20 protein-coding genes are annotated in these 20,583 nt (G+C 57.4%); 10 read left to right on the top strand and 10 right to left on the bottom strand.

Annotated elements, in window-relative coordinates:
- Positions 1-2 precede the first annotated feature (2 nt).
- Positions 3-509, bottom strand: a complete 507-nt coding sequence (locus QZ869_RS05375; RefSeq protein WP_296103053.1) for a cupin domain-containing protein — start codon at positions 507-509, stop codon at positions 3-5.
- A gap of 431 nt (positions 510-940) precedes the next feature.
- The gene (locus QZ869_RS05370) at positions 941-2,473 is read right to left on the bottom strand and encodes a YifB family Mg chelatase-like AAA ATPase (RefSeq protein WP_296103051.1); all 1,533 of its coding nucleotides are present in this window, start codon (positions 2,471-2,473) and stop codon (positions 941-943) included.
- Between the two features lie 534 nt (positions 2,474-3,007).
- Here QZ869_RS05370 and QZ869_RS05365 point away from each other — a divergent pair.
- Complete coding sequence (locus QZ869_RS05365; protein ID WP_296038358.1) at positions 3,008-4,042, top strand: aspartate-semialdehyde dehydrogenase; 1,035 nt, start codon at positions 3,008-3,010, stop codon at positions 4,040-4,042.
- A gap of 195 nt (positions 4,043-4,237) precedes the next feature.
- On the top strand, positions 4,238-5,053 hold the full coding sequence (locus QZ869_RS05360; protein ID WP_296013903.1) for a lytic transglycosylase domain-containing protein: 816 nt from the start codon (positions 4,238-4,240) through the stop codon (positions 5,051-5,053).
- Positions 5,054-5,116: 63 nt separating this feature from the next.
- Here QZ869_RS05360 and QZ869_RS05355 read toward each other — a convergent pair whose 3' ends face one another.
- The 3 genes from QZ869_RS05355 to QZ869_RS05345 form a co-directional block, all read right to left on the bottom strand.
- Positions 5,117-5,758, bottom strand: a complete 642-nt coding sequence (locus QZ869_RS05355; RefSeq protein ID WP_296013902.1) for a carbonic anhydrase — start codon at positions 5,756-5,758, stop codon at positions 5,117-5,119.
- A 65-nt stretch (positions 5,759-5,823) separates the two neighbouring features.
- Positions 5,824-6,699 (bottom strand): pyridoxal kinase PdxY, encoded by an 876-nt coding sequence (gene pdxY, locus QZ869_RS05350; RefSeq protein ID WP_296103048.1) that lies wholly within the window; start codon positions 6,697-6,699, stop codon positions 5,824-5,826.
- A 230-nt stretch (positions 6,700-6,929) separates the two neighbouring features.
- Positions 6,930-8,120 (bottom strand): hypothetical protein, encoded by a 1,191-nt coding sequence (locus QZ869_RS05345; RefSeq protein WP_296103045.1) that lies wholly within the window; start codon positions 8,118-8,120, stop codon positions 6,930-6,932.
- A 225-nt stretch (positions 8,121-8,345) separates the two neighbouring features.
- On the opposite strand from QZ869_RS05345, the gene parC reads away from it, so the two are divergent.
- Entirely contained in the window at positions 8,346-10,601 is a 2,256-nt protein-coding gene (gene parC / locus QZ869_RS05340) for a DNA topoisomerase IV subunit A (RefSeq protein ID WP_296103042.1), read from the top strand.
- Positions 10,602-10,646: 45 nt separating this feature from the next.
- On the opposite strand, the gene QZ869_RS05335 is transcribed toward parC, so the two are convergent.
- The 5 genes from QZ869_RS05335 to hemB form a co-directional block, all read right to left on the bottom strand.
- Positions 10,647-11,042, bottom strand: coding sequence for a type II toxin-antitoxin system death-on-curing family toxin (locus QZ869_RS05335; protein ID WP_296103038.1), 396 nt, complete (start codon positions 11,040-11,042; stop codon positions 10,647-10,649).
- On the bottom strand, positions 11,039-11,260 hold the full coding sequence (locus tag QZ869_RS05330) for an AbrB/MazE/SpoVT family DNA-binding domain-containing protein (protein WP_296103037.1): 222 nt from the start codon (positions 11,258-11,260) through the stop codon (positions 11,039-11,041). Before QZ869_RS05330 ends, QZ869_RS05335 begins: the two co-directional genes overlap by 4 nt.
- Positions 11,261-11,319: 59 nt before the next feature.
- The gene (locus tag QZ869_RS05325; protein WP_296038347.1) at positions 11,320-12,078 is read right to left on the bottom strand and encodes an arginyltransferase; all 759 of its coding nucleotides are present in this window, start codon (positions 12,076-12,078) and stop codon (positions 11,320-11,322) included.
- 124 nt (positions 12,079-12,202) lie between these two features.
- A complete protein-coding gene (locus QZ869_RS05320; protein WP_296103034.1) occupies positions 12,203-12,661 on the bottom strand; it encodes an RDD family protein in 459 nt (152 codons plus the stop codon).
- Between the two features lie 64 nt (positions 12,662-12,725).
- The gene (hemB, locus tag QZ869_RS05315) at positions 12,726-13,739 is read right to left on the bottom strand and encodes a porphobilinogen synthase (protein WP_296013892.1); all 1,014 of its coding nucleotides are present in this window, start codon (positions 13,737-13,739) and stop codon (positions 12,726-12,728) included.
- Positions 13,740-14,072: 333 nt separating this feature from the next.
- On the opposite strand from hemB, the gene QZ869_RS05310 reads away from it, so the two are divergent.
- The 7 genes from QZ869_RS05310 (at position 14,073) to QZ869_RS05280 (ending at position 20,561) form a co-directional block, all read left to right on the top strand.
- The gene (locus tag QZ869_RS05310) at positions 14,073-14,510 is read left to right on the top strand and encodes a DUF6163 family protein (protein WP_296013891.1); all 438 of its coding nucleotides are present in this window, start codon (positions 14,073-14,075) and stop codon (positions 14,508-14,510) included.
- Between the two features lie 232 nt (positions 14,511-14,742).
- Positions 14,743-15,252 (top strand): winged helix DNA-binding protein, encoded by a 510-nt coding sequence (locus QZ869_RS05305; RefSeq protein ID WP_186330162.1) that lies wholly within the window; start codon positions 14,743-14,745, stop codon positions 15,250-15,252.
- A gap of 303 nt (positions 15,253-15,555) precedes the next feature.
- The gene (locus QZ869_RS05300; protein WP_296101073.1) at positions 15,556-16,887 is read left to right on the top strand and encodes a murein L,D-transpeptidase; all 1,332 of its coding nucleotides are present in this window, start codon (positions 15,556-15,558) and stop codon (positions 16,885-16,887) included.
- A gap of 188 nt (positions 16,888-17,075) precedes the next feature.
- Positions 17,076-18,365, top strand: a complete 1,290-nt coding sequence (gene glyA / locus QZ869_RS05295; protein ID WP_296038337.1) for a serine hydroxymethyltransferase — start codon at positions 17,076-17,078, stop codon at positions 18,363-18,365.
- Positions 18,366-18,377: 12 nt separating this feature from the next.
- Positions 18,378-18,857 carry a transcriptional regulator NrdR gene (gene nrdR, locus QZ869_RS05290; RefSeq protein ID WP_296013887.1) on the top strand — a complete coding sequence of 160 codons (480 nt, stop codon included), beginning with the start codon at positions 18,378-18,380 and terminating at the stop codon, positions 18,855-18,857.
- A 4-nt stretch (positions 18,858-18,861) separates the two neighbouring features.
- Positions 18,862-19,950: a bifunctional diaminohydroxyphosphoribosylaminopyrimidine deaminase/5-amino-6-(5-phosphoribosylamino)uracil reductase RibD gene (gene ribD / locus QZ869_RS05285; protein WP_296103031.1), complete on the top strand. Its 1,089-nt coding sequence runs from the start codon at positions 18,862-18,864 to the stop codon at positions 19,948-19,950.
- Positions 19,950-20,561, top strand: coding sequence for a riboflavin synthase (locus QZ869_RS05280; RefSeq protein WP_296013884.1), 612 nt, complete (start codon positions 19,950-19,952; stop codon positions 20,559-20,561). The genes ribD and QZ869_RS05280 overlap by 1 nt, the downstream gene beginning before the upstream one ends.
- The last annotated feature ends 22 nt before the right edge of the window (positions 20,562-20,583 follow it).

Raw genomic sequence — 20,583 nt, 5'->3', positions numbered from 1 at the left:
CCTCAGAGCGATGGCACTTTTGTCGGGAAAACTCGGTTCTTGACGCTGTAGGCAAGGGCGAGCGCCATCGGAAAGGGCCTGCGAAGGAAAGCGACCTTGCGAACATAGGTGTCCACGCGCCACGTGGCCCACGTCCCAGCTTTGAAGTAGGCAACATCACCTGCATGGAGATGATGTACCGACCCATCGGCCGCCGTTACATGCACATCTCCCTCAATGATATGAACGGTCTCATCCCACATGAAGAACCAACGGAACGTCCCCGCCGTGCAATCCCACAGCGCGGTATAGGCAGCCCGGTCACCACTGCGAGAATGGTCCGCCATGCGCGCTTGTGGGTCACCAGAGATAATCCACTCCGGATTGATCGGAGCTGGCTTCATCTCCATATGTCCGGATGAAGCCGAAATCACCGGCGCTGTTCGTCTGCGCCCCATCGAAATCGGCATCAGTGGCATTGTCCGCGACGCCATCGCAATGGCACTCGCTATCATCATCTTCACAACCATCGTCGGTCCCCCACCTTGATCGGCTCGATTTTAGCAATGACGGGTGAGCGAAGGCTTCACAAATTACGTCGAATTCGACTTATCCTCGGTGACAGATTGTCGGCGCGCCTTGACCATCAGGCCAAACACTAAGGAAAGTCGCCACACTTTTAAGTTCGTTTCGATTAAAAACTGGGTGTTGACTTCAGGCGCTCTAGACTTCCCCGCCATGCCGATCGGAGTCTTTTCCAAAACTCTCGTAAGAGCAGAACCCAGTCACCGCCGTGCGACACTTTTACCGCAAAACCGAGATTAGCTTTTTGTCTCTTTTGCTGTGAGTCACTCCAGAGTAGGTCCTGGACGCTTCGTTACGGCTGGCTGATCCTGCCAACAAAAAGAATTTTTCACGTCATTTATCAAAGCCGTGGCAGTGAAACCGTCCGGTAAACAAATCAAGCCGCAGCAGAAAGCCTCTCACCGGCGATGCGGTAAGAAATAGCCTCCGCCAGATGCAGTCGCCCGACGACAGACTTATCGTCCAGATCGGCGAGCGTCCTCGCAACCTTGAGGATGCGGTGATATCCGCGAGCGGAGAATTTCAGCTTCTCGGCGGCGTCGCGCAAAAGCTGAAGACCGGCTGCGTCGGGCTCGGCGTATTTTTCGATCAGTGCCGTGGTGCAGCGTGCATTGGTGCGAATGCCCTGAAAGCCTGCGGCTGCAAAGCGTTCCTCCTGCATCTGGCGGGCACGCGCGACACGGCGGGCCACATCGGCGCTCGCTTCTGCTGCCATGGGGCGGATCAGGTCGGCTGCGGAGACGGCAGGAACTTCGATACGGATATCGATGCGGTCCATCAGCGGACCGGAAATACGCGCTTGGTAATCGGAAACGCATCTTGGGCCGCGTGCGCAGATGAAGCCGGGTTCACCGGCCATGCCGCATTTGCAGGGGTTCATGGCTGCCACCAGCTGGATCTCGGCGGGATAGCTGACGCGGTGATTGGCGCGGGCGATGATGCATTCACCGGTTTCGAGCGGTTGGCGCAACGCATCCAGCACCTGCGGCGAGAATTCTGGAAATTCGTCGAGAAACAGCACCCCGTGGTGGGCGAGCGAGGCCTCGCCCGGCTTGGCGCGCAACCCTCCGCCGACAAGGGCGGCCATCGTCGCCGAGTGGTGCGGTGTTCTAAACGGGCGTCGATCGGAGAGTTTACCGCCGGAAAGTTGGCCTGCGATCGAATGTACCATCGAGACTTCGAGAAGTTCAGAAGCCGAAAGCGGTGGCAGAATTGAAGGCAGACGGGAGGCCAGCATGGATTTGCCGGAGCCGGGCGGGCCAACCATCAGGAGATTGTGACCACCGGCTGCCGCAACCTCGAGCGCGCGTTTGGCGCTCTCCTGGCCTTTGATGTCTGCCAGGTCCGGCAGATTGTCCGGGTTGGCGCGAATGGCGGGAACCGGTCTTGAGAGAAGTTGCGTGCCGCGAAAATGGTTGGCGATGGCAATCAGGCTGCGAGGCGCAAGGATGTCGATATCGGCACCCGCCCATGCGGCTTCGGGTCCGCTATCGGCGGGGCAGATCAGACCCTTGTCTTGCGTGTTGGCGGCAATCGCGGCTGGAAGAGCACCTGCCACCGCACCGATTGTACCGTCCAGATTAAGTTCTCCCAACACGACGAAGCGGTTGAGCGCCTCTGCCGGAATGGCGCCAAGTGCGGCCATAAGGCCAAGCGCGATTGGGAGGTCAAAATGCGAGCCTTCTTTGGGAAGATCGGCAGGGGCGAGATTGACCGTGACCCGCTTGGCGGGCATGGCGAGGCCGGATGCGTGAAGTGCCGCCTGGACACGTTCGCGGCTTTCGGCGACAGCCTTATCCGGCAGGCCGACGATCTGCATTCCGACTTTGCCAGGTGCCACCATGACCTGAACTTCGACAGGGACGCCCTCGATACCCTGAAACGCAATTGTATTGACGCGCGCTACCATGAATGGCCCCCACAGCCGTATTCGCCGTCCGCACGGCTCTACCCTATCGTGCAGTTAACTTGGCACGGGAAAGAGAATAAAACAAGAACATAAGGGTCAGATTCGATGTTCTTACTGCGGGTGGTGTTTGAGATCGTTCACGGCCACGGCTGGTAACCTGTATGACAACTAGACCGACCATGTTATCTGCGCTGCGGCGTGCGCAAACTTGTCGGCAAAAACCCGATAAACCTGCCAGGCGGCGGCTATGTTTGCGCTTGACAGAAAAGACAAACCTCCTAATAGCTTTGGCACGAAAAGGAGCGCAACGTCATGCGACATGTTCAGCACATGACCGTCATGCAAAGCCCGGCGGGTTCAGCCGGCGATCCTGCGCGCCTTTCCTATTCCATCCGAATTACGGCCAAAACGACGATTAAAACCGTCTGACGTCTCTGGCCCGCCGCTCTCTCCCCGGTTTGGCCGGGGAAAGGAAGCCGCAGTTTGGCGGCTCCCCCTCACCAAAAAGAGGAGAGGCAGAAAGAGAGCTTGATCATGGGTTTCAAAGTTGCAATCGCAGGCGCCACCGGCAATGTCGGGCGCGAAATGCTGAATATTCTGGCGGAACGTGGGTTCCCGGCAGACGAAGTCGTTCCACTGGCCTCTGCCCGTAGCCAGGGCACGGAAGTGTCTTACGGCGACCGTACGCTGAAGGTTTCCAATCTCGAAAACTACGATTTCTCCGATACCGACATCTGCCTGATGTCTGCTGGCGGCGATGTGTCCAAGAAGTGGTCCCCGAAGATCGGTGCGCAGGGTTGCGTCGTTATCGATAACTCCTCTGCCTGGCGCTACGATCAGGACGTTCCGCTGATCGTGCCGGAAGTCAACGCCGACGCCGTCGAGGGCTTCAAGAAGAAGAACATCATTGCCAACCCGAATTGCTCGACGGCGCAACTCGTCGTGGCGCTGAAGCCGCTGCACGATGCTGCCAAGATCAAGCGCGTGGTCGTCTCCACGTACCAGTCCGTCTCTGGCGCTGGCAAGGAAGGCATGGACGAGCTGTTCCAGCAGACTCGTGCGGTCTTCGTGGCTGACCCTGTTGAAACCAAGAAGTTCACCAAGCGCATTGCCTTCAACGTCATTCCGCATATCGATGTCTTTATGGAAGACGGTTACACCAAGGAAGAGTGGAAGGTTCTGGCAGAAACCAAGAAGATGCTGGACCCGAAGATCAAGGTGACCTGCACGGCCGTGCGCGTGCCTGTCTTCATCGGCCATTCGGAATCGGTTAATATCGAGTTCGAAAACGAAATCACTGCCGATCAGGCGCGCGACATCCTTCGCGAAGCGCCCGGTTGCCTCGTCATCGACAAGCATGAAAACGGCGGCTACGTCACCCCGGTCGAGTGCGCAGGCGAAGATGCGACATATATTTCGCGCATCCGTGAAGATGCAACCGTTGAAAACGGTCTCAACATTTGGGTCGTTTCCGACAACCTGCGCAAGGGCGCGGCCCTGAACGCCGTTCAGATTGCCGAACTCCTGATCAACCGCGGTCTCATCAAGCCGCGCAAAGCAGCTGCGTGATACGGTTTTTTAACAACTATTAACTATAACCCGTCCGTTACTTTCGAGAATGGACGGGTTTTCAATTTTCGTGCCTATCACGGCCAGTTTATTTGCTGGTCATGAAGACGGTAGGCAATTTGTACCTCTTCAATTCTCGCTAGCAAGGCGAACATGGCGAGGGGCCATCCCTCGCCTTATCAAAGGCAGATACGGATGCGGGCAATAACGGCTTTTTCCCTTGGTGCAACGTTCGTTGCGATGCTGGCGGCGACGCCGCTGCAGGCAGCGCAATGTGGTAACACCTCGGCTGGTTTCGGCAACTGGGTGCAATCCTTCAAGCAGGAAGCGGCTGGCCGCGGCGTCAGCCAGTCGGTGCTTGATCGCGCTTTCTCGAACGTCACCTATAATCAGGCAACGATCCGCGCCGATCGCGGTCAGCACAGCTTCAAGCTTTCCTTCGATCAGTTCATGCAAAAGCGCGGTGGTCAGGCCATCATCTCGCGCGGCAAGGCGATGAAGAAGAACAATGCGGCGCTGTTTGCCAATATCGAGCGCGCCTACGGCGTTCCAGCCGGCCCGCTTCTGGCGATTTGGGGCATGGAAACCGGCTTTGGCGGTTTCATGGGTAACCAGCACACGCTGTCTGCCGTTGCGACGCTGTCTTACGATTGCCGCCGGTCCGATTACTTCACCGAGCAGCTTTACGCAGCTTTGAAGCTGGTGGGCAACGGTTCGCTCAACATCAACGCCAAGGGTGCTGCTCATGGCGAAATCGGGCAGACGCAGTTTCTGCCGCTGAACGTTGTGCGCTACGGCGTCGATTTCGACCGCGATGGCCGGATCGATCTCGTGGGTTCACGCGCCGATGCCCTGGCGTCGACTGCCAATTTCCTCGCCGGTCATGGCTGGCAGCGTGGCGCAGGGTATCAACCGGGTCAGCCGAGCTTTGCTGCGATTCAGGGCTGGAACGCGGCGACCGTGTACCAGCAGGCGATTGCCCATATCGGCAAGGCTATTGACGGGCAATAATCGCCACCGCGGCCCTTCGAAGACCTTTTGACACGATAGCATCCCCCCGGTTTGTGCCGGGGGTCACACGTCGGGGCGACGAAAATCGCCGGTCTTGCTGTCCATTACCCACAATTCGCCGGTTGAAATATCGAACCAGGCGCCATGCAGCTTTACCTTGCCGGCGTTTTCCTGCTCCTTGAGGAAGGGGAAGCCGCGCAGATTGCGGATGGAGTTTCTGATGGAGACGCGTTCGAGCGCTGTCTGACGTTCGCCAGACGTCATCACGTCATTGCTCTGGATCTGCTCCGCAGCGGATTTGACGAGATTCATCCATTTGCCGATAAAATCACCTGGCGAGAGGGATTCGAAATTCGGGTCAAGTGCCGCCTGAATGCCACCGCAGCGGCCGTGACCCATAACAACGATGTCCTTCACCTTCAGAACCATAACGGCATATTCTATGGCTGCCGAGGTCGCGTGATATTGTCCGTCGGGCTCGAAAGGCGGCACCATGTTGGCCACATTGCGCACGACGAAAAGCTCTCCCGGGCCACAATCGAAAATCGTTTCGGGTGCCGACCGGGAGTCGCAACAGGCAATGACCAAGGTCTGCGGTCTTTGTCCCGTATCGGCTAGAACGCGGTATCGGTCGCGTTCACCGGCGTAACGGCCGCTCATGAAGTTCTTGTAGCCGTTTAGAAGATAGTCTGGAAAATCTTTCATTCGATCTCGCAGTGCCGTTATTCCCTACCAGGAACGCCTTCTCATAAGGCGCATGAATTCGTCCGCTATTTGCCCTTGACGCGAGCAGGATGCAAGAGATGGCGCATCTGAACCATCGCCATGGGTGTGGACAGGCTGGATGCGTCGGTCTCAAGGGTCAGCTCGTTGGCGCCACGCTTCATGGTGCGGGCTAGAATTTCGAAGACGCTGGCGGTTGCCAGTTGTAACGCCTTTTCGTCATCCACGCCCTGAAGCATGCGGGCGAGAAAGACTGCGGCAAGCAGGTCGCCAAGTCCGTTCGGCACATTATCGATGGCGCGGTGTTCGGCAAGCAGCGCATGGCGGCCGCTGAGAAACAGATTGCCAATGCCGTTTGCCATCATTGGAACGGCGGAGGTGACGAGCATCTTTGGCGGACCAAGCGCTAAGGCCGCATCCATGATTTCGGTATTGGTGTCGAGCGCAGCTCCACTCATCCAGGCCAGCTCATAGCGATTGGGTGTGGAAACAGTTGCAAGCGGCACGAGTTCTTCGCGGATCGCTTCGGCCGTCTCGATCGGGACATAGAGCCCGCCCTTGTCTCCCATAACAGGGTCGCAGACATAGATCAGATCGGGATTGTTCTCTCTGAGTGTGCGGATCAAACGCGCGACCGAACGCACCTGGTCGGCGCTGCCGAAATAGCCGGTGAGGACCGCTTTGACTTCTCCACGCCATTTCGATGCGGCCAGGTCGCCCATGGCAGCGTCGAAGGCCTCGCCATCGAAACGAAGACGCGTGGAGGGTCCTTGGCCGGGATGCCATGGCATGACGATCGTGGGCACAGCCCAAACAGGAAAACCGAGCGTCTCCAGGCCAAAGACGGCAGCCCGATTGCCCACCGAGCCGCGCATGACATGGCTGGAAATGACGATGACGGAGCCGCTGATATTGTCTTGCACGAAGGTCATTCCATCTTGGAAGAGCAGGAGAGGACATTCCTCTTCTGCCTTAAACAGAGGTCTAGAAGCTTCAAGGGTTTTAAAGGGCGCGACACGCGCGCGCAAGATCAGGCGTCGTTCTGTGATTTTCATTCGCGGAGCCAGCCGCCAGACATCTCACTGAAGTCCTGCTTGCCAGTGGCGCTTAGTGAAAAAGCCCCGGAGGATCAATCCGGGGCTTTCTTGAGAGACTATTGGTTGGCTGTCACGGTGACGCCGAGAACGCTCGGGATGGTGTTCGGGGCGCCCATTGCCGCACCCATAATCATCGGGAATGGAACGGGCTTCGACGGTGCCGCCGAAATCGTGAAGTTCTTCGGATCGTCGACATAGGTGTTCACGGCTGCTGAAACTGCATTTTGCAGTTCCGGAATGTTGAGCTGCGCCACCATCAGCGGAGCCATGCCCTTGATCATCTGCGAAAGCTGCTCGCTCGTCGTGTTCTGCTCCTTGGCGGCGTAATCGATGCCGCGCTTGGTGATGCCGGCATCATCGAAGCTGATCTTGGCATTGTTGAATGTCAGCTGCTGCATGAGACCAAGCATCGCAAGACCGAAAGCCTGATCGGCCTGTTCCTTGTTGGGGTTGGCCTCTTTCGCGTTTACGGCGTCTTGCATCGACTTGAGGAAAGCCAGCGTATAGCCGGAGATGCTGAAGCTCATATCCAGGCGACCGACATTCTCGAGGTCGATGGCATATTGGTCGACATTGATCGTTCCGGGTGCCACTTCCCAGGAGCCGCTCATGGTAAAAACGCCACTGAGCGAGTTCAGCTGCAGCGCGTCGATCGCTTCTTTCGTTTTCGGATCCTTGGCGCCGCTCAGATCGCCCTTGAAGCCCTCTGCCGTGAGATCGAAGCTGAGCGTGCCGCCATCTTCGCTCTTGGTCAGCGTAACATTGCTCTCGGCGATCGAGAACGCTTCCTTGCCGTCGATCTTGATCGAGGCCGGGCCGGTATGGGCCTCGTCGTAAAACAGCATGCCATCAATTGTATTTGCCGTCGCCTCGGCTGGAACCACGACGCCGGTCATGTAGATGTCGTCAACGGTGATCGCTAACTTTTCTTTGGCATAGTTGACGTTCTCGAAACCCATCTTCTTAATGGTGTAACCGCCATTGTCTTCTTCGACGCCTTCGAGCGTGATGTTGCCGATCGGAAGCTGCTGCGCCGGGCCTGCGGCGTCGCCGATGATGACGCCCGATAGTGTGACATTGTCACCGTTTGTGGCGATGGACTTGGCGGTGATTTCCGCGCCCTGCATGCGATAGGCAGCATTTATTTTCTTCAGCACATCGGCGCCGTCCAGGGCAAAAGCCGGGGACGCAAATGCCAGTACGGCCGCGCTGGCAAACAGAAAATTCCGTGTCGTTTCAAGTCTCATTCTGTTTCTTCCCTTAAGGTGCGAGCATCCGCAACAACAATAGCCACACCACGTGTCCATAGCTGCAGCACGAGCGCGATTGACCGAAGTGGTACTGCGCAACGAATGGCTGAATTGCGGCACAAAAACAAGATTGTATGGAAATATAGGCTTAACGCCTGTCATCCACAGCGCAGAAAGCCCGGATTTCTTGCCCGGAGCGCCTATTTCCGATAGGCAGACGCCATGGGAAAAAATTCTGTTCCGCCATCAGGCGGGGATGACGATCATATTGTGCCGGTCGATTTGAAGGCGGCGCTCGAAGAGCGCTACCTTGCCTATGCGCTATCGACCATCATGCATCGCGCACTTCCGGATGTTCGTGACGGCTTGAAGCCCGTTCATCGACGCATCGTCCATGCCATGAGCGAAATGGGCATCCGTCCCAATTCCGCGTTCAAGAAATGCGCTCGTATCGTCGGCGATGTCATGGGTAAGTTCCACCCTCATGGCGATGCGTCGATCTACGACGCTCTCGTGCGGCTGTCTCAGGATTTTGCCATTCGTTACCCACTGGTCGATGGCCAGGGGAACTTCGGCAATATCGACGGCGATGGCGCGGCTGCCATGCGTTACACCGAAGCGCGTATGACAGACGTCGCGGCCCTGCTCCTGGAAGGGATCGAGCAGGACGCAGTCGATTTTCGCCCAACCTATAACGAGGAAGACGAAGAGCCGGTCGTTATGCCTGGCGCCTTCCCGAACCTTTTGGCAAACGGTTCCTCCGGCATCGCGGTGGGTATGGCGACGTCCATTCCGCCGCACAATGCCCATGAAATCTGTGATGCGGCCCTTCATCTGATCAAGCATCCGGATGCGAGCGTCGAGACGCTGCTGGAATTCATCCCCGGTCCCGATCTGCCGACGGGCGGCATCATCATCGAAAGCCGCGACAACATTCTCGAAGCCTACAAGACAGGTCGCGGCGGTTTCCGCGTTCGTGCCAAGTGGGAAACGGAAGATCTGGGGCGTGGCGGTTATCAGATCGTCATCACCGAAATTCCCTTTCAGGTACAGAAATCGCGCCTGATCGAAAAGATCGCCGAGCTGCTACTTGCCCGCAAGCTGCCGCTTCTGGAAGACGTGCGCGACGAATCCGCCGAAGATATTCGTATCGTCCTGGTGCCAAAGAACCGTACCGTGGACGCGACGCTGCTGATGGAATCGCTGTTCCGTCTGTCCGATCTGGAAAGCCGCATTCCGCTGAATATGAACGTGCTGTCGCTTGGCCGTGTGCCGAAGGTGATGGCATTGAACGAGGTGCTCACCGAGTGGCTGGCGCATCGCAAGGACGTGCTTGTTCGCCGCTCAAGATTCCGACTGGCAGCCATCGACCGTCGACTAGAAATTCTCGGCGGCCTGCTGATCGCCTATCTCAATATCGATGAGATCATCCGCATCATCCGCGAAGAGGATGAGCCGAAGCCTGTCATGATGGCGCGGTTCGGGCTGACGGATAATCAGGCCGAAGCCATTCTCAATATGCGCCTTCGCTCTCTGCGCAAGCTGGAAGAATTCGAGATCCGCACGGAGTTCGACGAACTCACCAAGGAGAAGGGCGAGATCGAGTCTCTCCTGGCATCCGATGAGAAGCAGTGGCAGGCGGTCTCCTGGGAGATCGGCGAGGTCAAGAAGAAGTACGCGAAGGCAACAGAACTTGGCCGACGCCGGACACAGTTCGCCGATGCCCCGAACGCCGATATCGAAGCCATTCAGCAAGCGATGATCGAGAAGGAACCGGTCACGATCGTCATCTCGCAGAAGGGCTGGATCAGAGCGTTGAAGGGTCACATGTCGGACACGTCAAGCCTGACCTTCAAGGAAGGCGACGGGCCTAAGCTGGCGTTCCCGGCGCAGACGACCGATAAGCTGCTGCTCCTAACCACGGGCGGCAAGGCCTATACGTTGGGCGCCGACAAGCTCCCCGGCGGCCGCGGCCATGGTGAGCCTGTGCGCATCATGGTGGATATGGAGAATGATCAGGATATCCTGACCGCCTTCGTCCACGATGCTTCCCGCAAGCTTCTGATCGTCTCGACCGGCGGCAATGGCTTTGTCATCCCGGAAACGGAAATGGTCGCCAACACCCGCAAGGGCAAGCAGATCATGAACGTTTCTATGCCGGATGAAACCAAGCTCGTGGTGCCCGTCATCGGCGATCACGTCGCTGTCGTCGGCGAGAACCGCAAGATGCTGACCTTCCCACTGTCGCAAGTGCCGGAAATGTCGCGCGGCAAGGGTGTCCGCCTGCAGCGTTACAAGGATGGCGGCGTCTCGGATGTGAAGTGCTTCACGATCGCCACCGGTCTGTCGTGGGAAGACAGCGCCGGGCGCTCCTTCTCCAAGGTCGGGGACGAGCTGCTTGAATGGATGGGTGATCGCGCCGGTGTCGGCCGCAGCGTTCCGAAGGGCTTTCCGCGCAGTGGGAAGTTCGGCGGCTAAAGGACGTCGCAAAACCGTATAGCGGTTTTGCGACGCCACAGGTCATCAGATGCTTGTCAGTGGGATAACGTGGTCTTTTAGGAAGCGGGTTATCCCCTCTTCGTCAATTTCGCCTGCCGCCACAGCCATGACAAACGCGTAAAGCTTGGCGTCATCCGTTTCCAACATGAAGCCGTTTTCCATCAAGAAAACGCCGGTCGTCACGATCGCGATTCTCTTATTGCCATCAACAAAAGGGTGGTTCCTCGCAAGGCCCAATAGATAGGCTGCCGCGAGTTCGCAGACATCGTTGCATCCGTAGCCAGCTTCGTTGATAGGCCTATTGAGCGCAGAATCGAGCAATGCACCGTTCCTAAGCCCGTGGCTTCCGCCAAAGTGCTCAATTTGCATGTGGTGCAGTTGCTCAACAAGTTTGCCGTCGAGAAAAACGAAATCCGTCATTCTGCCAGCTTCTTCAAAGCGACCTTATATTTCTCCATGAAGATCCGCGCGTGCTCTAACTGCCGCGTAAAGGCCTCATCTGCTGGCCGGATGTGCCATTCACCTTCTTTTCTTTCGAGGCTTATAGCATCGCCAGCCTTTACTCCAAGGCTTTCCAGAACCTCTTTCGGGATGATGATCCCTTCCGAATTGCCAATCTTGCGAACCGTCACATTCATCTGTCACACTCCGTTATAACGTTGTTATAACATGGTGTGACAGACGTGGCATTGCAGGGTCAAACGGTTTCTGGCGTGTATAATTCCCAGCCGCGCGGCGTTAGATGCTCTTGGGGATGGTAGCGTGTCTTATATCCCATCTTGTCCGAGCCATCGACCCAATAGCCCAAATACACATGGGGCAGGCCAAGCGTGCGGGTGCGGGCGATGTGATCCAGGATCATGAAGGTGCCGAGCGAGCGTTTCTCAAGTTCGGGATTGAAGAAGGAATAGACCATGGAGAGGCCATCGCCCATCAGGTCGGTAAGAGCGACAGCGATCAGTTCTCCGCGCTTGCTGTCGTCGATACCCGCGCCCGGCTCTCGCTTTCGGTACTCGATGATGCGCGTATTGACGTGGGTATCTTCCACCATCACCGCATAATCCAGAGCCGACATGTCCGACATCCCACCCGATGTGTGACGGTGATCGAGATAGCGGCGAAAGAGCGAGAATTGCTCGGTGGAAGGTTCAGCCCGGTGGACCGTCGCCACGAGATCACTATTGATCGACAATACACGCCGCATCGACTTCGTCGGCGTGAACCCATCGGCCAGGATCCTGACGGACACACAGGCGCGACAATTCTCGCAGGCCGGGCGGTAGGCGATGTTTTGGGAACGACGGAAGCCGCCCTGGGTCAAGAGATCGTTCATTTCCGGCGCACGTGGACCCACCAGATGTGTGAAAACCTTCCGCTCCAACTGGTTCGGAAGATAGGGGCAGGTCGCCGGTGCGGTGAGGTAGAATTGCGGCGAAGGCGTCGTCTGCGTGTTCATCGAACCCAATCGCTCCCTTCGCAAATCAGCCTTCTCGGTCAGAATGACAAAAAGGCGGAAAACGTCAACTCTCGAAGAGATCTGTCAATAAAATTGAAGCCGCCGAAGCGGCCTCAGCATATCGTCATCTTGTTCTGATCGTGACCGTTCCGAGAAGAAAGTCGTGGACCAGTCTGGATCTCTCGGTGAAGAGGCCTGCCAGAAGAATGAACGGCGTCAGAATTGAATTGATCACCCAGAAGAGAACAATATGCGCGGTCGAAATCAGGAAGTCGATACGGCCGCCGTCAAGCCGCGCCATCTGAATGCCTGCCATCCGCATACCTGGCGTGGCCTGCGCCGAGCTGCCAAGCGTCATCCCGAAATACAGGATCGCCACGATGAAAAACAATGCCGGAAAAAGCATCCAGACTAAGCCAAGTGTAATGACACCCAGAAAGAACACGATCACCGCTGCTGGAATGCACAGAAGGAGCACCATCATATAGTCGATGATGAATGCAACGACTCGGCGGCTCAGAACGCCGCTATAGGCGCGCCAGTCCTCTGTCGGCACATAAGTCGGGTTCGGGTTGAAGCTCATGAGCGGTTTCTCCTTTTCAACAGAGATATGGGTTCGACCACCGCAAATACAATGAGTTCGCCCCTCAGCCTTTTGCGAGCTTTTTCGCCACGTCGACGGCGAAGTAGGTGAGAATCCCATCGCATCCGGCCCGCTTGAAGCAGAGCAGGGTTTCCATCATCACCCGGTCGCCGTCGATCCAGCCATTCATCGCCGCTGCCTTCACCTGCGAATATTCGCCTGACACCTGATAGGCGAAGGTTGGGAGGCCGAACGCTTCTTTGAGGCGCCAGCAGATGTCGAGGTAGGGAAGACCGGGCTTTACCATGAGCATGTCTGCGCCTTCTTCAACGTCAAGCGCCGCGTCGCGCATCGCTTCGGTGCCATTGGCCGGGCTGATATAATAACTGTTCTTGTCGCCCTTCAGCAGGCCGCTCGTGGAGATAGCTTCGCGATAGGGACCATAAAATCCGGAAGAGAATTTCGTCGCATAGGACATGATGCCGACACTCTGGTGGCCTGCCGCATCCAGCCCACGACGAATGGCACCGATCCGTCCGTCCATCATCTCGGAGGGGGCGATGATATCCGCCCCCGCATCCGCCTGCATGATGGCCGCTCTCACCACCTGATCGACCGTCTCGTCGTTGACGATATCGTCGCCGCGCAAAATTCCGTCATGGCCGTGACTGGTAAAGGGATCTAGCGCCACATCGGTAATAACGCCGATATTGGGAACCGCCTTCTTGATTGCAGCCGTTGCCTGGTTGATCAGGTTATTGGCTTCCAGCACCTGCGAGCCTGTTTCGTCGCGAAGGTCCATTTCGATATTGGGGAAAGTCGCTATGGCGGGAATACCGAGGTCGGCTGCTTCCTTCACCGCCTCCACGAGTTTATCGACGCTCATGCGATTGACGCCCGGCATGGCTGGAATTGGATCGATGATATTCGTGCCGGGAACCACGAAGACCGGCCAGATCAGATCGTCCGCCGTCAACTGGTTCTCGCGAACGAGCCTGCGCGTCCAGTCCGCCTTGCGGATGCGGCGCATGCGGCGGTGGCCAGTGATGTGATCTACCAAATGGGTTTTGTCGGTCATGTCTTTTCCTTTGGAGTCTGTCCGGCGTACAAAGTCCACCGACCCGGCTCTCTCATGGTGTTTGCGTCTGAATGGTTGAAGCCAGGCGTCTAGCCTGCTGTGATCGAACGCCAGAATGTGCTTAGGGCATACCATAAGGGAAACAGGATGCGAATGCGACGCTGTGACCCACAGTGTGGCCGAAAATCCTGGGCGCTGTTCTATCGCGATGACGTTTCATGTCCAGGCATTGCCGCGGCGCAAAAAAGGTTGAACTCCCCCTCGCTGAAGAGGGCTGTGGCCTTGCGCATTTATCGATTGGCAGATTGGGCCCGGCAAACGTATCTTCGCCGCATGGAACCTGATTCTCCAACCTCGCCTAAAATGCCGCTGACCGAAATCCTCTATCTCGTCTTTCTCAGACTGGTGGCGGCCTCGTGTTTCTGGTTCGGGCTGCAGTACTGGGCAATGCTGACGGGCTATTCGCTAAGCGGTCATGCCCGGTTCGACATGCTCAATCTGCCCTGGCGTGTCGCAGGCACGGGCCTCGCCGTCGTCTTTCCTGTTGCAGCGCTTGGTCTTTGGCTCGGTGTGTCCTGGGGTGCGGTCATCTGGGTTATCGGCGCCGGTGCGCAGATCGCCATGTATAAGGTCTGGCCCAACATCTTCGGCAGCAACACTCTGGTTCCCGTCATGCACTGTGTTGTAGCAACCATTTATATACTATTTCAGATCGCTTTCTGGCTGGATGCGCGTCAAAATGACGAGCGCGCAAGAATTGATTCACCATAATAATAAAGCTGTTTTGGCGCGATTTTCACGTTTTTATCGGTGCAAGTGATTGAATTTGTTGGAAATCGAAAATCCGTCTCTATTCCTCTGGTGCATTGGCTTCCAGGCGCTGGTCTGCGGTAACCACTCGTTAATGATGCATTTTAAGTAGAATTTTATGCGCATTGCTTAGGTTTGTTCTCAAGGCGGGAAACAAAATCAACACCGCCAAACAAACAGTGAGGCAGTCATGATCAATAGCAAAGCAAAGCCACAGGCAGTTGTAACCGACGTACAGGAAGAAGCCATCCGTTCGCTCTACATGGAGTCTCTCCACCTGGTCGAACGCCTGCACCGCCGCCTTCTCGATGTCATCAAGGACGAGTTCGACCGTCAGGGCCGTGATGACGTCAACGCCGTTCAGGCGCTGCTCCTCTTCAACATCGGCACCTCCGAACTGACCGCAGGCGAGCTTCGCTCGCGTGGTTACTACCTCGGCTCCAACGTTTCCTACAACGTCAAGAAGCTGGTCGACCTCGGTTTCATCAACCACCAGCGCTCGCGCATCGACCGCCGCTCGGTTCGTATCTCTCTCACCGATAAGGGTCAGGATATCGCCGAAACGGTCGCTCGCCTCTATGAACGCCACATCGGCTCGATCGAAAAGGTTGGCGGCATCGGCACCGGCGAATTCGCCGAAATGAACAAGCTGCTCCAGCGCCTGGATCGCTTCTGGAACGACTCGATCGCATATCGCCTCTAAGAGCAGCGCCATCCATATTTGCAAAGCCGGATGCCAAAACGCGTCCGGCTTGTTGCATTTTTGTGCGGGTCACGTTGAAAACGCCCCGCGACACAGCTTCGTGAGCAGTGCCGAGGTGACACGAATTGGCCATATTGGTATGGGACCGCCAAAGCGAGGGAGCCGGCGGTCTCTTCTATCATCGCATGATGCGTCGTTTTTTTCGCGTGAAGTATTTCCTGCCGGCAGGCGTCCGAAAACGTTTGTTAATCATGTTGTTCTAGGCATCCATAAGGTTGCCTGACGAATTGGCTGGTAGGTAGAATGACTAAGAAATCCGTGCCCGAATTGCTCTCTCGCCGCGCCATGCTGCGCTCCGCCGTTTCGCTCGGCGCTGTCGCGCTGGCAGCACCTGCGCTGGCGCAGGACGCGTTCAACGATCTGATCGGATCGTCGCGCCGCGGCAACTGGGACGATCAGTTCGATGCGAACTCCTCGCGCTCGGCCGTTGGCGTCGTTTCCAACAATCCGGTTCTTGGCCCCGAGGCGCCCGCCTACATGCAACAGGCGATCATGCAGTATCAGCAGATCGTCTCCAATGGTGGCTGGCCGGAAGTGCCGTCAAGCCAGCAGCGTCTGCAGATCGGCGTCAGCGATCCGTCCGTCCAGGCGCTTCGCCAGCGTTTGATGGTTTCGGGTGACTTGCCGCGCGAAGCGGGTATTTCCAGCGCCTTCGATTCTTACGTCGATGGTGCGCTCAAGCGGTTCCAGGCGCGCCACGGCCTTCCGGCAGACGGCGTGATCGGCGAATATACGCTTAAGGCGCTGAACGTTTCTGCGCAGCTGCGCATGGCGCAGTTGCAGACCAACCTTATCCGCATTCAGACGATGGCTGGCGACCTCGGCCAGCGCCACGTGATGGTGAATATCCCGGCTGCCTCGATCGAAGCTGTCGAGAACAATCGCGTGGTTCTGCGCAATACGGCAGTCGTCGGCCGCGCCAGCCGCCCGACGCACATTATCAACTCCAAGATTTACGAGATTATTCTCAATCCATACTGGACGGCTCCGCGCTCGATCGTCGAGAAAGACATCGTTCCGCTGATGCAGAAGGACCCGACCTATCTGGAGCGCAACAACATCCGTCTTTTGGATGGTCGTGGCCAGGAAGTGTCTCCGCAGACGGTCGACTGGTTTGCGCCCAAGGCTCCGAACCTGATGTTCCGTCAGGACCCCGGCAAAAACAACGCTATGTCCTCGACCAAGATCAACTTCCACAACCCGAACAACGAATACATGCACGACACGCCGCAGCAGGGCCTGTTCAACAAGCTGATGCGCTTCGAATCCTCCGGTTGCGTGCGTGTGCAGAACGTGCGCGACCTGACGAGTTGGATGCTGCGTGACACGCCCGGCTGGTCGCGTCAGGAAATCGAGCGCGTTATTGCAAGCCGCGTCAACACGCCGATCAAACTCTCCACCGAAATCCCGGTCTACTTTGTCTACATCACCGCATGGTCGGCAAAGGATGGCGTGGTGCAGTTCCGTGACGATATCTACGGCAATGACGGCAATGCCGAACTGGCGTTGAACACGACCAACACCCAGGAGCAGCCTTCCGGTTCCATCGGCGAGGATCTGTTGCCGCGCAACTGATCGCTGACCACAAAAGTTCAGGAAGCCGTGCTCTATCGAGCGCGGCTTTTTTATTTGGTCAATGTCGCGCATTTTGCATTTTTTATGCAGGACGTCGCAGTTTGACGGTCAAATCTCGCTGCGCTTATTGCTCTTATACGGGTGGAGCGCTAAGACGCCATCGCATTACTGTTTCAGGAGCCTTCATCATGTCGAACACAGATGCCTTCTTCTCCAAGCCGCTTGCCGAAATCGATCCGGATATCTTTGGCGCGATCGAGAAGGAGCTGGGTCGCCAGCGTCACGAGATCGAGCTGATTGCCTCGGAAAACATCGTGTCCCGCGCCGTGCTCGAAGCCCAGGGCTCGATCATGACCAACAAGTACGCTGAAGGCTATCCGGGCAAGCGCTATTATGGTGGCTGCCAGTTCGTCGATATTGCCGAAGAGCTTGCCATCGACCGCGCAAAGAAGCTGTTCGGCGTCAACTTTGCCAACGTTCAGCCAAACTCCGGTTCGCAGATGAACCAGGCCGTTTTCCTCGCGCTGTTGCAGCCGGGCGATACGTTCATGGGTCTCGACCTGAATTCGGGAGGTCACTTGACCCACGGTTCGCCGGTCAACATGTCCGGCAAGTGGTTCAACGTCGTCTCCTATGGCGTTCGTGAAGGCGACAACCTGCTCGACATGGACGAAGTGGAACGCAAGGCCAAGGAAACCAAACCGAAGCTCATCCTGGCTGGCGGCACTGCTTACTCCCGCGTTTGGGACTGGAAGCGCTTCCGCGAGATCGCAGACGAAGTCGGCGCTTATCTCATGGTCGACATGGCGCATATTGCAGGCCTCGTTGCCGGTGGCCAGCATCCGTCGCCGTTCCCACATGCGCATGTGGCAACCACCACCACGCACAAGTCTCTGCGCGGCCCGCGCGGCGGCATGATCCTGACCAACGACGAAGATCTTGCCAAGAAGTTCAACTCGGCAGTCTTCCCAGGCCTCCAGGGTGGCCCGCTGATGCATGTCATCGCCGCCAAGGCCGTTGCCTTCGGTGAAGCGCTGAAGCCGGAATTCAAAGATTACGCAGCCCAGATCGTCAAGAACGCCAAGGCGCTGTCCGAAACGCTCATCGAAGGCGGCGTTGACGTCGTTTCCGGCGGCACGGATAACCACCTGATGCTGGTCGATCTTCGCAAGAAAAACGCCACTGGCAAGCGTGCGGAAGCAGCACTGGGCCGCGCCTACATTACTTGCAACAAGAACGGCATTCCTTTCGACCCGGAAAAGCCTTTCGTCACCTCCGGTATTCGCCTTGGCACGCCGGCTGGTACGACCCGTGGCTTCAAGGAAGCCGAGTTCCGCGAAATCGGTAAGTTGATCGTCGAAGTTCTCGACGGTTTGAAGGTTGCCAATTCCGACGAAGGCAATGCCGCTGTGGAAGCGACTGTACGCGAGAAGGTCGTTGCACTGACCGATCGTTTCCCGATGTACCCTTACATGTAAGAAAGCAACTGGATGCGCTGCCCTTTCTGCGGTTCTGAAGACACTCAGGTCAAGGACTCACGTCCGGCGGAGGATAACACCTCCATCCGCCGGCGGCGCATCTGCCCGGATTGCGGCGGCCGTTTCACCACCTATGAGCGCGTTCAGTTGCGCGAGTTGATGGTTATCAAGAAGAGCGGCCGCAAGCTGGCATTCGACCGGGAGAAGCTGGTACGATCTTTCGAGATCGCACTTCGCAAGCGCCCGGTCGATCGCGACCGTATCGAGCGCGCCGTTTCCGGCATCGTTCGGCGGCTGGAAAGCTCTGGCGAAACCGAAATCTCGTCGGAAGAAATCGGCCTCCAGGTGCTGGAAGCCCTCAAAAGCCTGGATGATGTGGCGTTCGTTCGCTACGCCTCGGTGTACCGCGATTTCTCTCACGCCGAGGATTTCGAAAACGTGATTGCGGAAATCAACGCCAAGATCGCCCGCGATACAGATTCCGGGACCTGATACTGTGGCTCCCCGGGCCGAAGACGAAAGATTCATGGCGCACGCCATTGAAATTTCGCGTCAGAACACTGGCTTCACCGATACCAATCCTGCCGTTGGCTGCGTTCTCGTCAAGGATGGCGTGATCGTCGCCGAAGGCATTACCTCCGTTGGCGGCAGACCGCATGCAGAGCGCAACGCACTGGATATGGCAGGCGAAGCAGCCCAAGGCGCGACAGCCTATGTCACGCTCGAGCCCTGCGCCCATTGGGGAAAGGCGCCCCCTTGCGCCAATGCCCTGGTCGACAGAGGCATTGCACGTGTCGTCGTCGCCGTGGATGACCCTGATGAGCGCGTTGCGGGACGCGGCTATCGCATCCTGCGCAATGCCGGTATCGATGTCGAGACGGGGGTGCTGCGCGAGGAGGGCGAGAGGGCGCTTGCAGCCTATCTCACACGCAAGATCAGGCGACGCGCTCACGTCGTGCTGAAACTTGCTGTTTCCGCCGACGGCATGATCGGTCGCCAGGGTGAGGGCCAGATCGCTATCACAGGTCCGGAGTCGCGCCATGCCGTGCATGAGTTGCGCGCGCGTTGCGACGCCATTCTCGTCGGCATCCGAACTGCGATCGCCGACGATCCGGAACTGACGGTTCGCATTCCAGGCCTTGAGGATCGCTCGCCTGTGCGTCTGGTGCTCGACAAGCGGCTTGAACTGCCCCTGACCTCAAAGCTGGTAAAAACCGCGCGGCAGGTAAAGACCATCGTCGTAACGGACCTTCCCTACGACTATACTCACCGAAAGCTCCAGGGGCACCTGCTGGAAGCGGAAGGCGTGGAAATACTCGAGGCAGCCAGTCTCGATGCACTTTTGCGTGCGCTCGCTGAGCGTGGAATGTCAGAGCTTCTTGTAGAAGGCGGGGCCGTTGCCGCCCGCGCGTTTTTGGATGCCGGGTTCGTTGATCGGATCCTGCTGTTCGAAAGCCCGGTCATCATCGGTGCTGATGGTATTGAAACACCGGTCCGGCGCGCCGATATCCCACAGGACTATTTCCTTGCCAGCGAGACCGTCTATGGTCGCGATCGCTGTTTCGATTATGAAAGGCCGCTTTGATGTTTACCGGGATCGTCACCGACGTCGGAACCGTGTCCGAGCTTCACCCGCTTGCTGAGGGCGTGCGCTTGCGCGTCGCAACCAACTACGATCCGAAAACCATCGATATGGGCGCGTCCATTTCCCATGGCGGCGTCTGCCTGACGGTGACGAAGTTGCCGGAAGAGGGGAGCAACGAACGGTGGTATGAAGTCGAGGCCTGGGAAGAGGCGCTTCGCCTTACCACGATCTCCGCTTGGGCGAAGGGAACCCGCGTCAATCTCGAACGCGCCTTGAAGATAGGCGATGAGCTTGGCGGCCACATCGTTTCCGGTCACGTCGACGGCAAGGCGGAGATATTGTCCGTCGAGTCGGAAGGGGAAGCTGTGCGCATCCGTCTGCGCGCGCCGGAGCATCTGGCGAAGTTCGTCGCACCGAAGGGCTCGGTTGCGCTGGATGGAACATCGCTCACCGTGAACGCTGTCGAAGGACCGGATTTCGATGTCCTGTTGATCCGACACACCCTGACTGTGACCACTTGGGGCGACCGCAAGCCTGGAGATTTCGTCAATTTCGAAGTCGATACCATGGCGCGCTATGCGGCACGGCTTGCAGAATTTCCGTCGAAGTAGGATGCTCATTAAATTGCAAGGG

It is taken from the genome of uncultured Agrobacterium sp. (genome assembly GCF_913777885.1).
GTDB lineage: Bacteria > Pseudomonadota > Alphaproteobacteria > Rhizobiales > Rhizobiaceae > Agrobacterium.
This window is presented reverse-complemented; position numbering and strand designations above follow the sequence as displayed.